General features: G+C 73.9%; 14 protein-coding genes, 2 pseudogenes and 1 riboswitch. All 16 genes and pseudogenes read left to right on the top strand.

What is annotated here, in order from left to right; all coding sequences use genetic code 11:
- Positions 1 to 917 (top strand): annotated as a pseudogene (locus tag ABD120_RS17840) (primosome assembly protein PriA); the annotation flags it as partial.
- Positions 918 to 966: 49 nt separating this feature from the next.
- On the top strand, positions 967 to 2,544 hold the full coding sequence (locus tag ABD120_RS17835; RefSeq protein WP_343951034.1) for a hypothetical protein: 1,578 nt from the start codon (positions 967 to 969) through the stop codon (positions 2,542 to 2,544).
- A gap of 38 nt (positions 2,545 to 2,582) precedes the next feature.
- The gene (locus tag ABD120_RS17830; RefSeq protein ID WP_343951033.1) at positions 2,583 to 3,917 is read left to right on the top strand and encodes a hypothetical protein; all 1,335 of its coding nucleotides are present in this window, start codon (positions 2,583 to 2,585) and stop codon (positions 3,915 to 3,917) included.
- A 33-nt stretch (positions 3,918 to 3,950) separates the two neighbouring features.
- Positions 3,951 to 4,499, top strand: coding sequence for a peptide deformylase (gene def, locus ABD120_RS17825; protein WP_343951032.1), 549 nt, complete (start codon positions 3,951 to 3,953; stop codon positions 4,497 to 4,499).
- A 2-nt stretch (positions 4,500 to 4,501) separates the two neighbouring features.
- A complete protein-coding gene (gene fmt, locus ABD120_RS17820) occupies positions 4,502 to 5,431 on the top strand; it encodes a methionyl-tRNA formyltransferase (protein ID WP_343951031.1) in 930 nt (309 codons plus the stop codon).
- Positions 5,428 to 6,831: an RsmB/NOP family class I SAM-dependent RNA methyltransferase gene (locus ABD120_RS17815; RefSeq protein WP_343951030.1), complete on the top strand. Its 1,404-nt coding sequence runs from the start codon at positions 5,428 to 5,430 to the stop codon at positions 6,829 to 6,831. The genes fmt and ABD120_RS17815 overlap by 4 nt, the downstream gene beginning before the upstream one ends.
- Positions 6,832 to 6,878: 47 nt before the next feature.
- Positions 6,879 to 7,547, top strand: a complete 669-nt coding sequence (gene rpe, locus ABD120_RS17810) for a ribulose-phosphate 3-epimerase (RefSeq protein ID WP_425563992.1) — start codon at positions 6,879 to 6,881, stop codon at positions 7,545 to 7,547.
- A gap of 482 nt (positions 7,548 to 8,029) precedes the next feature.
- Entirely contained in the window at positions 8,030 to 8,767 is a 738-nt protein-coding gene (locus tag ABD120_RS17805) for an oxygenase MpaB family protein (protein WP_343951029.1), read from the top strand.
- Between the two features lie 400 nt (positions 8,768 to 9,167).
- Positions 9,168 to 9,298: riboswitch (FMN riboswitch) on the top strand.
- Between the two features lie 232 nt (positions 9,299 to 9,530).
- On the top strand, positions 9,531 to 10,877 hold the full coding sequence (ribD, locus tag ABD120_RS17800) for a bifunctional diaminohydroxyphosphoribosylaminopyrimidine deaminase/5-amino-6-(5-phosphoribosylamino)uracil reductase RibD (RefSeq protein WP_343951028.1): 1,347 nt from the start codon (positions 9,531 to 9,533) through the stop codon (positions 10,875 to 10,877).
- Entirely contained in the window at positions 10,877 to 11,461 is a 585-nt protein-coding gene (locus ABD120_RS17795) for a riboflavin synthase (protein WP_343951027.1), read from the top strand. The genes ribD and ABD120_RS17795 overlap by 1 nt, the downstream gene beginning before the upstream one ends.
- On the top strand, positions 11,458 to 12,099 hold the full coding sequence (gene pnuC / locus ABD120_RS17790) for a nicotinamide riboside transporter PnuC (RefSeq protein WP_343951026.1): 642 nt from the start codon (positions 11,458 to 11,460) through the stop codon (positions 12,097 to 12,099). The genes ABD120_RS17795 and pnuC overlap by 4 nt, the downstream gene beginning before the upstream one ends.
- A complete protein-coding gene (locus tag ABD120_RS17785) occupies positions 12,096 to 13,307 on the top strand; it encodes a bifunctional 3,4-dihydroxy-2-butanone-4-phosphate synthase/GTP cyclohydrolase II (protein WP_343951025.1) in 1,212 nt (403 codons plus the stop codon). Before pnuC ends, ABD120_RS17785 begins: the two co-directional genes overlap by 4 nt.
- Entirely contained in the window at positions 13,304 to 13,777 is a 474-nt protein-coding gene (gene ribH / locus ABD120_RS17780) for a 6,7-dimethyl-8-ribityllumazine synthase (RefSeq protein WP_343951024.1), read from the top strand. Before ABD120_RS17785 ends, ribH begins: the two co-directional genes overlap by 4 nt.
- Positions 13,778 to 13,848: 71 nt before the next feature.
- Positions 13,849 to 14,301: a PH domain-containing protein gene (locus ABD120_RS17775; RefSeq protein WP_343951023.1), complete on the top strand. Its 453-nt coding sequence runs from the start codon at positions 13,849 to 13,851 to the stop codon at positions 14,299 to 14,301.
- A gap of 37 nt (positions 14,302 to 14,338) precedes the next feature.
- Positions 14,339 to 15,217 carry an AAA family ATPase gene (locus ABD120_RS17770; protein ID WP_343951022.1) on the top strand — a complete coding sequence of 293 codons (879 nt, stop codon included), beginning with the start codon at positions 14,339 to 14,341 and terminating at the stop codon, positions 15,215 to 15,217.
- A pseudogene (locus ABD120_RS17765) lies at positions 15,210 to 15,487 on the top strand (hypothetical protein); the annotation flags it as partial. The gene ABD120_RS17770 and the pseudogene ABD120_RS17765, both read left to right, overlap by 8 nt.

The raw sequence follows: 15,487 nt of genomic DNA, 5'->3' as shown, positions 1-15,487 counted from the left end.
TGCAGGTGCCGAGGCGCGGCTACCTGCCGTCGGTGGCCTGCCGGCAGTGCCGCCGCCCGGCCCGGTGCCTCCAGCCGCCGACCAGGGGCGCCCGCTCAGGCGGGCTGTTCTCTCCGCATGCCCCCGAGGAGGCCCACGGCGACCCGGCGTCCTGCCACGGCCCGCTGTCGCTGCGCAGCGGCCACTCGGCCCCGTACTGCCGCTGGTGCGGTCGTGTCGACGCCGCCTGGCGCTGCCCCCACTGCGGCGGCCGCCACGTGCGCGCGATGGTGGTCGGCGCCCGCCGTACGGCGGAGGAGCTGGGGCGGGCCTTCCCGTCGGTGCCCGTGAAGACCTCCGGCCGCGACGGCGTGCTCGCGACGGTGGGCCCCGCCCGCGCGCTCGTGGTCGCCACGCCGGGCGCCGAGCCGGTGCCGGAGGGCGGCTACGCGGCGGCGGTGCTGCTCGACGGCTGGGCGCTGCTCGGCCGCGCCGACCTGCGGGCAGGGGAGGAGAGCGTGCGCCGCTGGATGAACGCCGCCGCGCTGCTCCGGCCCGCCGCCGAACTGGTGGTGCTCGCCGACATGGCCCTGCCCGCCGTCCAGGCGCTGCTGCGGTGGGATCCGGTCACCTACGCCGAGCGGGAACTCGCCGACCGGGCCGAGCTGGGGTTCCCGCCGGCGGTCCGGATGGCGACGCTCACGGGCACCGCCTCGGCGGTACGGCAGATGCTGGAGGAGACGCGGCTGCCGGCCGAGGCGCAGGTGCTGGGCCCCGTACCCGTCGACGAGTCAGGCCAGGAGCGCGCCATGATCCGGGTTCCGCGCACGGGTGGGGCTGCGCTGGCGGCGGCGCTCAAAGGGGCCAGCGGGGTGCGTGCGGCGCGTAAGGCGGCGGAAGTCGTGCGGGTGAGTGTTGACCCTCTCGACCTTATTTGACCCTTATCCCCGATTCGCTCATCTGTAAGTCACCCGTTAGCGTCTCCCTGTGTCGATCGAATGGGTGAACCAGGCCATCGACGACGTGCGCGCCTGGGGACGGGGGCGCGGCGTCGAGGTGGACGCCGACGAGGTGCGGCTCCTGTGCGACTACGCCAGCGACTACCTCGGAGTCAACCGGTTGTCCGACATCGCGCCGGAGACCTTCGACGAGCTCCTGCTGTCCATCTACCCCCGCAAGGTCATCGCGCCGCCGGAGAGCGCCCCCGAGACCATCGCGGCCGCCCGCACGCTGGTCGACTACCTGGAGTCCGCGCGGGAGACCGACGCGGAGCGCGCCGCCGCGATGCGGGCCAGGCTGGCCGCCATCGCCGACGAACTGCCCGCCGCGCTCGCCGACCCGGCCAACTTCGGCATGGCCAAGAGCCTGTTCAGCTCGATCGGCCCGGAATCCCTCGAACAGGACGTCTCCATCCCCTCCGGCGAACTGCCCGACCTCGGCGAGGCGCCCTGCGACTGCCCCGGTTGCACCCCGCTGCCCGCCGTGCGCCTGGTCGCGCCCGAAGCGCTCGCCGCCGCGCTCGGCGAGGTCGCGATGCTCGCCGACCGCGACCGGCTGCTCGGCTGGGTGCGCGAGGTCGGCACCACCCCGACCAAGAAGGGACGTCTGCGCGTCAGGGACGCCGCCCGCGCCCCCGTGCCCGCCGCCTGCCTGCTGTGGGAGCTGCCCCGCGCGGGCGGGCTGCCCGGCTGGGCCGAGATCGTCGCCCACCTGGTCGAGCACGACACCGGCGGCGCGCTCACCGGCCGCACCGAACTCGACGACGAGCTCTACGACCTGTTCGACATGCTCTACCGCCTCCAGGTACGGGTGCCCGTCCCGGTGATCGCCGACTACCTGTCGGAGCTGTCGGACGGCGGCCAGATCGACATGCCCGCCGTCCTCGACCGGCTGACCTGGGCCGGGCTGATCCGTGTCGGCGTCGACGGCGCCGAGCTCACCCCGCTGGCCGTGTGGGGCCTGCGCGAGCTCTACCTCGGCCACGGACTGACCGCGCCGGAGGCCCACGACCTCGCCGAGACCGACGGCGTCGGACTCATCGAGGGGCTGCTCGAAGGCGTCCCGACCGAGCTGGCCGAGGCCGACATCGAGCGCTGGCTCCAGCGCAGGGCCGACGGCGAGGCCGCCGCGGAACTCCTCGCCGCCGCCACCGGCGCCCCGGCTGTGGCCAGGGGCATCGCCGTCACGATCGTCGACCGGCTCGGCACCGGGGCCGAGCCGGCCGTCCGGGCCGCCCTCGACGACAGGGAACTGCGCCCGCACGCCATCCACTGGCTCAGCGCGCGCGGCCTGGCCGCGCCGCCCCTGACCCCCGACGAGCTGCTGTGGGTGAGCGTCGACATGCTCGCGCTCGCGATGCCCGCCGCGGAGGAGGACCTCGACAACTTCGCCGCCAACATGGCGGCCTCCGGCCCGCCCGCCCATCTCATCGAGGAGATGTGGAAGGTCGACCACCCCGACGTGGTCGAGGTGCTGGAACTGCTCGGACGTTCCCTCGCCGACGGCGCCGTCTCCAAGGCGGCGCGCAAGGCCGCCTTCAAGGCACGCTCACGAGCCATCCGATGATGTACATCCCTGTGACTGGTGTGCAGTAGGTTTCGTGAGTGGCAAACAACGTCTTCGACCTAGCCGAACTCCGCAAGCTGATCGAAGAGCCTGTCCACGCGGAAATTCCGCCGAGGCAGGCGCGAGAGGCGCTCACGTTCCCCCCGGTCGCGCTGGCTCCCGACGCCGAGCTGGCGGCGGCCGTGCCCAGGGTTCCCCTGGTCGCCGACGCCATCAGGCTCACCACGTGGACGGGCACCCGCGAGGTCGGCCCCGAGGGGTTCCTGCGCGCGCCTGACGCGCTCGCGGCCGCCGCCGAACTCGACCTGGCGCCCGAGCGGCTGCGCCTGGCCTGGATCGTCGCCGTCAACACCCGCCTGGTGCAGATCACGCGCGGCACCGCCGCGCGCGGCCCGCTCGCGCTGAACCTGCCCGTCGCCGCCACGCTCGACTTCTGGGACGGCGTCGTCATGGACGTCCTCGACCGCGCCGACCAGGACTCCGGGTTGACCGGCTCGCGGGTCATCGACGGCCACCTCGCGGAGACGCTCGCCACCGTCTACTCCGTGCGCTCCGGCGTCGCCATCGCGAGCCTCGCCAAGGGGCTGCTGCAGTCCCACGAGGTCGCCTGCGAGCCCGGCGCGGCCGAGCTGCGCGCCCTGTCCGGCAGGCTGCCCGCCGAACTGCTGGAGTCGCTGTCGCTGCTCACCTACTGCGGGCTGGTCGAGCAGACCGGCACCGGCCGCATCGCGCTGACCCCGCTCGGCGTCTGGGCGGTCCGCCGCGACCTGCTGCGCGAGGGCCACGAGGCGCCCACGGCCGCCGAGGTCGAGGTCTTCGCCGGGCTCGACGCGGCCGGCCTGGTCGGCGCCCTGGTCGACGGCGGCGCCACGCAGAGCGCCGTCGCCACCTGGCTGGAGCGCCGCCCGCCCGAGCAGGCCGCCCGCGACCTGCTCGCGGTCGCCTCGGCGGGCACTGCGGGGCACAGGGGCGCCGTCGGCGCCATTCTGGAGGAACTCGGCCCGGAGGCGCAGGCCCCCGTCCTCGACGCCCTCGCCGACCCCCTCATGTGGCGTTACGCCGCGTCCTGGCTGCACATCCGCGACCTCGACGCGCCCCCGCTGAGCCCCGCCGACCACACCTGGATCGCGGTCGACTCGGTCGCCGCCCTGCTGCACATCTCGGGCAGCCCCGACTCGGTCGGCGAGTTCGGCGCCCTGGAGACCGGCGAGGACCTCGTCAGGAGCGTCACCGAGATGGCGGGCTCGGCCCACCCCGACACCGTCGCCGTGCTCGAACTGCTGGCCTCCTCCCACGGCGACCGGGCGGTGGCCAAGGCGGCGCGCAAGGCCGCGATGAAGGCCAGGTCGCTGCGGGCGACTAAACTGGGCTGATCGATCCCATCGTCCGCGAAACGGAGAGGCCCCTTGGCGATCCAGTCGATCCGGCTGTTCGGTGACCCGGTGCTGCGCACCCCGGCGGCCCCGGTCGTCGACTTCGACAAGGAGCTGCGCAAGCTGGTCAAAGACCTGACCGACACCATGTTGGACGCCCCCGGCGCGGGTCTGGCCGCCCCCCAGATCGGCGTGGGCCTGCGGGTGTTCACCTACTACGTGGACGAGCGGCTCGGTCATCTGATCAACCCCGACCTCGACCTGTCGGCCGACCTCGACGAGGACGGCGAGGAGGGCTGCCTGTCCTTCCCCGGGCTGAGCTTCCCGACACCGCGCGCGATCCGGGCCGTGGCCAAGGGTTTCGACATGCACGGCGAGCCGGTCGTCCTGGAGGGCACCGACCTGATGGCCCGCTGCTTCCAGCACGAGACCGACCACCTCGACGGCATCCTGTTCATCGACCGCATGGACCCCAAACAGCGCAAACTCGCGATGAAGGCGGTCAGGGAGGCCGAGTGGGGCGGGCTGCCCGCGCCCACCGTGCGCCTGTCCCCGCACGCCACCGGCGGGAGGGCGCTGTAACCATGCGCCTGGTCTTCGCGGGCACACCCGAGACGGCGCTGCCCTCGCTGCGCGCCCTGCTCGACTCGCCGCGCCACGAGGTGGTCGCCGTCGTCACCCGTCCCGACGCGCGCACCGGCAGGGGCCGCAAGGTGCACCCCTCGCCGGTCGCCGCGCTCGCGGAGGAGGCGGGCATCGAGGTGCTGCGCCCGGTCAAGGCGGGCGAGCCCGCCTTCCTCGACCGGCTGCGCGAGATCGCCCCCGACTGCTGCCCGGTGGTCGCCTACGGCGCGCTGCTGCCGCAGTCCGCGCTCGACGTCCCCCGCTTCGGCTGGATCAACCTGCACTTCTCGCTGCTGCCCGCCTGGCGCGGCGCCGCGCCCGTGCAGCACGCCGTCATGCACGGCGACGAGATCACCGGAGCCGCGACCTTCCAGATCGTCAAGCAACTCGACGCGGGGCCGGTGTTCGGGGTCGTCACCGAGCAGGTCAAGCCCGACGACACCAGCGGCGCCCTGCTGGAGCGCCTGTCGGTCTCCGGCGCCGGTCTCCTGGCCGCCACCCTCGACGGGGTCGAGGACGGCACCCTGGAGGCCCGCCCGCAGCCCCTCGACGGCGTCAGCCTCGCCCCCAAGATCGACGTCCTCGACGCGCGGATCGACTGGAGCGCCCCCGCCATGCGCGTCGACCGGCTGGTCCGCGCCTGCACCCCCAGCCCGGGAGCCTGGAGCGAGCTGCGCGGCCACCGGCTCAAGCTCGGCCCCGTCGTCCCGCGCCCCGAGGCCCCGCGCCTCGAACCCGGCCGGATCGCGGCCGGCAAGCACGCCGTACTCGTCGGCACCGGCACCCACCCGGTCGAGCTCGGCGAGGTGCAGCCGCAGGGCAAGCGACTCATGGACGCGGCCGAATGGGCGCGCGGCACCCGGCCGGAGCCGGAGGATCGGTTCGCGTGAGCGCCCGCCGCACCACCACTCGCCGTACCCCCGCCACCGGGCCGCGTCCCCGCAGGCCCGTCCGCGACGACGCCCGCAACACCGCCTACGACGTCATCAGGGCCGTCGACGAGCGCGACGCGTACGCCAACCTGCTCATGCCGCGCCTGCTGCGCGAGCGCGGGCTGACGGGCCGTGACGCCGCCCTGGCCACCGAACTCGCGTACGGCACGCTGCGCGGGCTCGGCACCTACGACGCCGTCATCGAGGTCTGCACCGACCGCGCGCCCGACCCCGACGTGCGCGACGCGCTGCGCCTGGGCACCCACCAGCTCCTGCGCATGCGGGTGCCGCCGCACGCCGCCGTCGGCACCACCGTCGACCTCGTCCGCGCACGCATCGGCCAGGGCCCGGCCAAGTTCGTCAACGCGGTGCTGCGCAAGATCGCCGCCAGGACCGCCGACGAGTGGATCGCCGTCGTCGCCCAGGACGACCCGGTCGGCCGCCTGTCGGTGGCGCACAGCCATCCGCGCTGGATCGTCGGCGCGTTCCGCGACGCCCTCGGCGGCGACGACGCCGAGACCTCGGCGCTGCTGGAGGCCGACAACGCCCGGCCGCTCGTCACCCTGGTCGCCCGCCCCGGGCGCAGCAGCGTCGGCGAACTGGCCGAGTCCGGCGCCGCTCCGGGCCGCTACTCGCCGTACGCCGCCTACCTGCCGGAGGGCGATCCGGGGCAGGTCCGGGCGGTGGCCGACTACCGCGCCGCCGTCCAGGACGAGGGCAGCCAACTCGTCGCGCTGGCGCTGGCCCGCGTGCCGCTGGAGGGGCCGGACGGGCGCTGGCTCGACATGTGCGCGGGCCCCGGCGGGAAGGCCGGGCTCCTCGACGCCATCGCCGCCTACGGCGACCCGGCCGAGGGCTTCCCCGGCGGCGTCCACCTGCTGGCGGCCGAACTTCAGTACCACCGTGCCCGCCTGGTCTGGCAGACCACCAGGGAGGCCGTCGTCGTCACCGCCGACTCCACCGAGCCGCCGTGGCGGCCGGGGGTCTTCGACCGGGTGATGCTCGACGCGCCCTGCACCGGCCTCGGCGCGCTGCGCAGGCGCCCGGAGGCCCGCTGGCGCCGCGACCCCGCGTCGCTGCCCGAGCTCACGCGGCTGCAGCGCCGCCTCCTGGCCGCAGCCCTCGACGCGGTACGGCCCGGCGGCGTCGTCGCCTACGTCACCTGCTCGCCCCATCTGGCCGAGACCGGGCTGGTCGTGGACGACGTCCTGCGGGAGCATGCGGACGTCGAGCGCCTCGACGCCCGTGCCTACCTGCCGGAGGTGGCCGACCTCGGCGACGGCCCCGACGTCCAGCTCTGGCCGCACCGCCACGGCACCGACGCCATGTTCCTGGCGCTGCTGCGCCGACGGCGGTGAGCCCCGCGATCCCCGGAGTTCCGGAGAAGTTCCATAGAATCGGACACGTGCAGATCTCGCCCAGCATCCTGTCCGCAGACTTCGCCCGGCTCGCCGACGAGGCCGCCGCCGTGCCCAACGCCGACTGGCTGCACGTAGACGTCATGGACAACCACTTCGTGCCCAACCTCACCTTGGGGCTGCCCATCGTCGAGGCGCTGCTCAAGGCCACCTCGACCCCGATCGACTGCCATCTCATGATCGAGGACCCGGACCGGTGGGCGCCGGCGTACGCGGAGGCGGGGGCGGGCAGCGTCACCATCCACGCGGAGGCGGCCAAGGCGCCGGTGCGCACGCTGCGGCAGATCCGGGGGCTGGGAGCGCGGGCCGGGTTCGCGCTCAACCCGGCCACGGACGTCGCGCCGTACGAGGGGCTGCTGGGGGAGATCGACATGCTGCTGCTGATGACGGTCGAGCCGGGGTTCGGCGGGCAGCGGTTCCTCGACATGGTGCTGCCGAAGATCCGGCGGGCGCGCGCGCTCATCGAGCGGCACGGCGGGGAGATCTGGCTGCAGGTCGACGGTGGGGTGGCGGCCGACACGATCGAGCGGTGTGCCGAGGCGGGCGCGGACGTGTTCGTGGCGGGCAGCGCGGTCTACGGGACAGGCGATCCGGCGCGCGCGATCTCCGACCTGCGCGCGCTCGCCTCGGCGGCGGCGCCGTCCGGCGGGTCCTGAGGGGTCCGTCGCGGCGGATCCGCCCTGACGAGCGGCGGTCGCCGTCGCGGCGGATCCGCGCGTCCGGGCGCCGGTGAGGACCGGCCGTCGCCGTCACGGCCCGGCCGCACCACCCGCGCCTCGCCGTCGCGCGCGGGCCCCTGCTGGGGCGCCGCCACTCGGGCGCGTCCACGGCGGGCCGTGACGCCTCCGCTCTTGGCCGTCCCCCGAGGGTCGCCGGTTCCGCTCCGGCCTGTGCCTTGCGGGTTTGCCGGCTCTGCTCCGGCCTGTGCTCTGCGGGTTTGCCGATTCCGCTCCGGCCTGTGCGCCTCGGGTCTGCCGTCCCGTGACGGCTCCGCTCCTGCCCGTGCGCCCGCAGGTTCGCCGGCCCGTGACGAGTTCGCCCGTGCTTGCGCGGGTTTGCCGGGCCGTGTCCCGTGGGTAACCACTTACTTATGGAGGACCACGGGTTGTTCGGGCCCGGGTCCGTGACGTGGCGGGTCATGGGGGAGCCCATTCTGCTGGTCGGCGGCTTCAGGGCGCTGCTGATGCAGGGGCTGCACCCCCGGGCGATGCGCGGCGTGCTGCAGAACTCCGCGCTCATGGACCCGGACGAGGCGTGGGCCCGTTTCCGGCGTACGAGTGAGTTCGTGCGGGTGCGGACGTACGGGACGCTCGCGGAGGTCGAGCGCGCAGGACGCAGGGTGCGCCGGATCCACGCCACGCTCAGCGCCGTGGACCCCGACACGGGCGAGCGCTACCACCTCGACGAGCCGGACGCGCTGCGCTGGGTCCACCTCGGCGAGGTCGACTCCTACCTCTCGGTCGCCCGCCGCGCGGGGCTCCCGATCACGGACGCCGACGCCGACCGGTTCGTCGCCGAGTGGCGTCGCGCTGCCGAGGTCGTCGGCCTGGCGCCCGAGTCGGTGCCGGGGAGCGTCGCGCAACTGCGCGCCAGCATCGAGGCCGAACGTCCCCGGCTGCGCCTGGTCCCGGAGGCCACGCATCCGCTGCTGCAGTCGCTGAACGCGCCGCTGCCCGCGCGCCTGGCGCCGTTCAGACCGGCGCTCCCGGCGCTGACGCTGCTGGCCTTCGCGTCCCTGCCGCGCTGGGCCCGCCGCCTGTACGGCCTGCCCGCGAGCCCGCTCGGCGACCTGTGGGCGACCGCCACCCTGCGCACCCTGCAGACCGGCATCCACCTGGTGCCCTCCCGCTTCCTCCCGGCTCGCGCCGCGACCTGACGACGGATGCCCCGTCCCGGCAGGCCCCGCCCCTCGCCCCCGCCTTCCGCCGACGCGGGCGGGGGTCTCCGTCACCCTCCTTCCTCCGCCTCCCGCCTCCTTCCTCTGCCTCCCGCCGACGCCGACGCCGACGCCGACGCCGACGCCGACGCCGACGACGTGGGCGCGGGCGTGGGGTCTCCGTCACGCTCCTTCCTCCGGCCGACGCGGGTGCGGGCCTCCGTCATGCCCCTCCCTCCGCTGCCACCTCGTCGTGACGACTTCTTCCGCCCCTGGGCGCGCTGCTCACCTGGTGCGATGTCCGGCAATCCAGGAGTTGAACAAGCGATAGTTTGGTGTCCATGATGGGGGCGGTCGCGCGCTTCGCGCACGGCATGGCAGACTGATAGGCGAACAGAGCTAGCGTGCTCCGGGGTCGGTGAAAATCCGAACCGGCGGTGACAGTCCGCGACCCGGCCGATGCCATCGGCCGGTTGACCCGGTGGAATTCCGGGACCGACGGTTAAAGTCCGGATGGGAGGAAGCGCGCGGGTGTCCGGTGTACGCCGGATGCCGCTGTGGTGCGTACGCGCATCGCGACACCCCCGGGGACCGCCGTGGCTTGGAGCTACCGGCGAGTAGGAGGTCCGGGGGTGGAGGTACCCACTCAGCCCCAGCATCCGATCGGCACGCCTTCGAGCGGCCGATCCGACACCCGGCGCGGCCCGTGTTCCGGCCCGCCGTACGAACGGCCTGAGATCCGCCCGGACGGGCGGGCGGCCCGATGAGCCGCCGGCAGAACCCCCGGACCGGCGACGCGGAGTCCCGGACCGGCGATTCGGAGCCCCAGACCGGCGATTCGGAGCGCGACCCCGCGCGGCGGGGCCGGGCCGCGCTCACGGAGCCGGATCGGGCGTCCATGGCCAGAGCCGTGGACCTGGCCGGGCGCGGGCGCGGTGGCACCAGCCCGAACCCGGTCGTCGGCTGCGTCATCCTCGACGCCGGCGGTGACCTCGCGGGCGAGGGCTTCCACGCCTTCCACGGCGGACCGCACGCCGAGGTCGTCGCCCTGCGGCAGGCGGGCGAGCGGGCCAGAGGCGGCACCGCGTACGTCACGCTCGAACCCTGCGACCACACCGGCTCCACCGGCCCCTGCACCCAGGCGCTGCTGGCGGCCGGGATCGCCCGGGTGGTGTACGCGGTCGCCGACCCGAACCCCGTCGCGGCCGGCGGTGCGGACCGGCTGCGCTCCCACGGCGTGGTGGTCGAGGCGGGGGTGCTGGCCGAGGCGGCCGAGCGCGTCAACGCCGAGTGGCTGACCAGCGTCCGCCTGGGCCGTCCGCACGTGACCTGGAAGCTGGCCGCCACCCTGGACGGCCGCTCGGCGGCCGCGGACGGCACGAGCAAGTGGATCACCTCGCCGGAGGCCCGCGCCGACGTCCACCGCCTGCGCGCCGAGGCCGACGCGATCGTGGTCGGCATCGGCACGGTCCTCGCCGACGACCCCCTTCTCACCGTCCGCCTCCCGGACGCCGGGCCGTCCACCGCGACGGACGCGGCCGGGGCGGACCCGACGGCGGACCCGACGGCGGACCCGACGGCGGACCCGACGGCGGACCCGACGGTGGACACTGCGGCCGACACTGCGGCCGACCCAGTGGCCGACACTGCGATGGCGGACGCGCGCCCCCGGCGCAAGCCGCTGCGGGTCGTCGTGGACAGCGACGGCCGGACCCCGCCCTCGGCCCGTGTCCTCGGCGACGCGGCCCCCACCGTGGTCGCCGTCGCCGAGGACACGGTCACGGCGCTCGACGCCGACCTCGTCCGCCTGCCCCGCACCGCCACCGGCCTGGACCCCCGCGCCCTGCTCGCCGAACTGGCCCGCCGCGGGGTGGTCAGCGTGTTCCTGGAGGGCGGCCCCACGCTGGCGGGAGCGTTCCTCGACGCGGGCCTGATCGACCGGGTCGTCGCCTACCTCGCCCCGGCCCTGCTCGGCGGCGGTCGCGCGGCCCTGGGAGAGGCCGGGGTGACGACCATCGCCGACCTCCACCGCCTGGTCTTCGAAGACGTCTCACCGATCGGACCCGACCTGCGCGTCGTGGCGAGACCGCAACCCCCGAAGGAGAGTTGATGTTCACCGGAATCATCGAGGAGATGGGCGAGATCGTGGCCGTCGAGGCACGCGGCGACTCGGCGCGGCTGTCGGTGCGCGGCCCGCTGGTCACCTCGGACGCTGGCCACGGCGACTCGATCGCGGTCAACGGTGTCTGCCTGACCGTGGTCGAGGTGAACGGCGACGTCTTCACCGTCGACGTGATCAAAGAGACGCTGGAGCGCTCGTCGCTGGGCGCGCAGGGCGCGCGCGTCAACCTGGAGCGCGCCGTCCGGGCCGACCAGCGGCTCGGCGGCCACATCGTCCAGGGCCACGTGGACGGCACCGCCGTACTGCTGTCGCGCGAGCCCGGCGAGCATTGGGACAACCTGCGCTTCTCCCTGGACGGGCGGATCGCGAGGTACGTCGCGGAGAAGGGCTCGATCGCGATCGACGGAATCAGCCTGACGGTCACGACGGTTGACGACGACAGCTTCGGCGTGAGCCTGATCCCGACCACGCTGCGCCTGACGAACCTGGGCGGGCGCGCGGTCGGTGAGCGGGTCAACATCGAGGTGGACGTGATCGCCAAGTACGTGGAAAGGCTGGTGTCGGCCGGATGAACTGGGCTCACGCCTCCGTCGAGCTCTTCGGCCTGGAGGTGAAGTGGACCGACCTCGTGGGCAACGTCTTCGCGCTCGCGACGGTGGTGTTCGCGATGCGAAAGTCGATCTGGACCTGGCCCGTGCAGTTCACGGGCGCGGTGCTGCTGTTCGTGGCCTCGGTGACGTCGGCGGTCACCGGGAACGCGTTGAAGCAGGCGCTGTTCGCCGGGCTCGCGGTCTACGGGTGGTGGCGATGGCGGCGTGGCATGGCCGACAGCCCGCTGACCGTGCGCCACGCCACGGCTCGTGAGCGGGTCGCCATGGTGGCGGTGCTGGTGCTGGGCACGCTCGCGGTGGCGGCGCTGTTCAAGACCTTCGACCTGTCGTGGTACCCCGGCGCGCCGTTCGCGGTCGTGGCCGCCGACGCCTACATCTTCGTGGGCGGCGCGGTGGCGACCTGGGCGCAGGGCAGGGCGTTGGTGGACTTCTGGATCGTGTGGGTCCTGGTGGACCTGGTGGGCGTGCCGGTGGCCTTCAACGGCGGCCTGTACGTCTCCGCGGGCGTGTATGTGATCTTCTTCGTGATGGTGCTGGTCGGGTTCGCCAAGTGGCTGCGAGAGTCCCGCACGGCGGTCCAGGTGGCGGTGAGCGCATGATCAGGCTGGATCCGGTCGAACGCGCGATCGGCGACATCCGCGACGGCAAGCCCGTCCTGGTCGTCGACGACGAGCACCGCGAGAACGAGGGCGACATCATCTTCGCCGCGTCGAAGGCGACGCCTGAGCTGCTGACGTTCACGATCAGGCACACCAGCGGCGTGATCTGCGTGCCGATGGAGGGCAAGGAACTCGACCGGCTGGGCCTGCCGCTCATGGTGTGGCAGAACCGCGAGCGGATGCGCACGGCGTACACGATCAGCGTGGACGCCCGCGACGGCGTGACGACCGGCATCTCCGCCGCCGACCGCGCGCTCACGATCCGGCTGCTCGCCGACGAGGCGACCGAGCCGGGCGAGCTGGTACGGCCCGGCCACGTCTTCCCGCTGCGCTACCACGAGGGCGGCGTCCTGGCCCGGCGCGGGCACACCGAGGCCGCCGTCGACCTGGCCCGCCTGGCAGGGCTGCCGCCCGCCGGGGTGCTGGCCGAGGTGGTCAACGACGACGGCACCATGGCCCGCCTGCCCGAGCTGCGCGCCTTCGCCGACGAGCACGACCTGGCGCTCATCTCGATCGAGGACCTGGTCGACCACCGGCGGCGTACCGAGAGCATGGTCACGAGGGTGGCGCGCACGGTGCTGCCGAACGCGCACGGCGACTGGACCGCCTTCGGCTATGCCAGCTCGCTGGACGGCGGCGAGCACCTGGCGCTGGTGCTCGGCGATCTGGGCGACGGCGAGAACATCCTGGTCAGGGCGCACTCCGAATGCCTGACCGGCGACGTGTTCGGGTCGCTGCGCTGCGACTGCGGCGTGCAGCTCGAACACGCGATGGCGGCCATCGCCGCCGAGGGCAGGGGAGTGGTCGTCTACGTGCGGGGTCACGAGGGGCGTGGCATCGGCCTGCTGGCCAAGCTGCGCGCCTACAGCCTTCAGGACGACGGCAGCGACACCGTGGACGCCAACCTGGAGCTCGGGCTGCCGGTGGACGCCCGGGAGTTCTCCAACGCCGGGCAGATGCTCGCCGACCTCGGCGTCCGGTCGGTGCGGCTGCTCACGAACAACCCGGCCAAGTTGCGGGGTATGGACGGATACGGGATCAAGGTCCTCGGCCGCGAGCCGATGCCGGTGGCCGAGAACCCCCACAACAGACGGTATCTGGCGGCCAAGCGCGAACGGCTGGGCCACTTCACGGAGGAGCGGGCGTGAGCGGACAGGGACGGCCGGGGGCGGCCGCGGTGGAGGCCGAAGGGCTGTCCGTCGCGATCGTGGCGGCGAGCTGGCACGCGGGCATCACCGACCGGCTGGTGGCGCGGGCGGTGCAGGCGTGCGACGACAGCGGCGCGGCCGTGACGGTCGTGCGCGTGGCCGGGTCGCTGGAGATCCCGGTGGTGGCGCAGGCGCTGGCACGGCGGTACGACGCCGTGGTGGCGCTGGGCGCGGTGATCCGGGGGGAGAGCGCCCACTTCGAGTACGTCTGCGACTCGGTGACCGCCGGGCTGACCCGCGTCTCGCTCGACGAGGGCACGCCGGTCGGCAACGGCGTCCTCACCTGCGAGACGCTCCAGCAGGCCGAGGACCGTTCGGGCGGGCCGGGCAGCAAGGAGGACAAGGGTTACGAGTCGGCCCTGGCCGCCCTGGAGACGGCGCTGCTGCTGCGCGAGCTGGCGACGGCGTGACCGGGTCCCGGCCGCGCCCGTGCGGGCATGGCGCGGCCGGGACCGGCCTTCGGGTGCGGTAGGTTTCCTGCGTGTCTGAGCCCGTCGTCCCTCCGCCGCTGCCCGTGACGTTCCGTCCGAGGCGCGGCCGGATCGTCGCCTACAGCTTCGCCGTGATCGTGGTCATCGGCGCGGTGGTGATGGCGTTGTTCATCGCCGAGCCGTTCGCGCTGCCCGACCGGATCGGCATCGTGCTGTTCGGCTGCGGCATCGCCTACATCCTGCATCTTCTGGGCCGGATGAAGGTCGTGGCGGACGAGGAGGGCATCACGCTGGTCAACGCGCTGCGTACGCACCGTTACAGCTGGCCGGAGGTCCTTGAGGTGACGCTGCTGGTCGGCGACCCCTGGCCCAAGATCGATTTCTCGGACGGGCGCACGATCGGCGCCATGGGCATCCAGGGCGGGGAGAAGGCCCGCGCCCGGCGGCAGACCTCGCAGTTGAAGGCGCTCATCCATGCGAAGGGTGAAGCAGAGGAGAGGTAGGTAGCCTGAAAGGGTGCCGCCTCGGACAATAACCGCGATGGATGTCACATCGCCGCAGAAGCTGACCGAACTGCTGGACCAGCACGACTACCTCGCCGATGAGGGGCTGGCCACGGCGGCTTTCCTCACGCTGCGGATGGGGCGCCCGCTGTTCCTGGAGGGCGAGGCGGGCGTCGGCAAGACCGAGCTGGCCAAGACGCTGGCCGCGCTGCTCGGCGCCCCGTTGATCAGGCTCCAGTGCTACGAGGGGCTCGACGCCGCCCAGGCGCTCTACGACTGGGACTTCGCCCGCCAGCTCCTCCACCTGAAGGCGGCGGAGGCGGCGGGGGTCACCGACGTACGGCGGCTGGAGGGGGAGATCTACGACCGCAGGTTCCTCATCGCCCGGCCGCTGCTGCGGGCGGTGGAGATCCAGCCGAGCGTGCTGCTGGTCGACGAGATCGACCGGGCCGACGACGAGTTCGAGGCGTTCCTGCTGGAGGTGCTGTCGGACTTCACGATCTCGATCCCGGAGCTCGGCACCATCAGGGCCGACTCGCCGCCGGTCGTGGTCGTCACCTCCAACCGGACCCGCGAGGTGCACGACGCGCTCAAGCGGCGGTGTCTCTACCACTGGCTGGAGCATCCCGGCTTCGAGCGCGAGGTGGCGATCCTGCTGCGGCGCCTGCCCGCGTGCACGCGGACGCTGGCCGTACAGGTGGCGAGGGCGGCCGAGCGGCTGCGGCGGGCCGATCTGGTGAAGCCGCCGGGCATCGCGGAGACCCTCGACTGGACCGAGGCGCTGCTGACGGTCGGCGCGCGCGAACTCGACCCGGCAGCGGCGGCGGCGACGCTGGGGGCGGCGCTGAAGTACCGCGAGGACGTGCAGGCGGTGATCGCGGGCGGGCTGCTCGCGGTGGGGGCGCGGGATGCGTGAACTCGCGGCGGCGATGACCGGCTTCGCGAGGACCCTGCGGGCGGCCGGGGTGGCCGCCGACCACGAGCGCACGCAGTCGCTGCTGCGCGCCCTCGACCATCTGGACGTCACCGACCGCGACGAGGTCTACTGGGCGGGCCGCCTGACGCTCTGCGCGGGCCCGGACGACCTGCCGCGCTACGACCGCTGCTTCACGGCCTACTTCGGCGGCGTGCGGGCCGTGCCCGCCCGCGCCCGGAACCGGCGCACGATCAGCACGGCAGGCGGCAC

This window comes from Nonomuraea longicatena (assembly GCF_039525605.1).
GTDB lineage: Bacteria > Actinomycetota > Actinomycetes > Streptosporangiales > Streptosporangiaceae > Nonomuraea > Nonomuraea longicatena.
The sequence above is the reverse complement of the archived record's forward strand: the minus strand, read 5'-3'. Positions and strand labels throughout refer to the sequence as shown.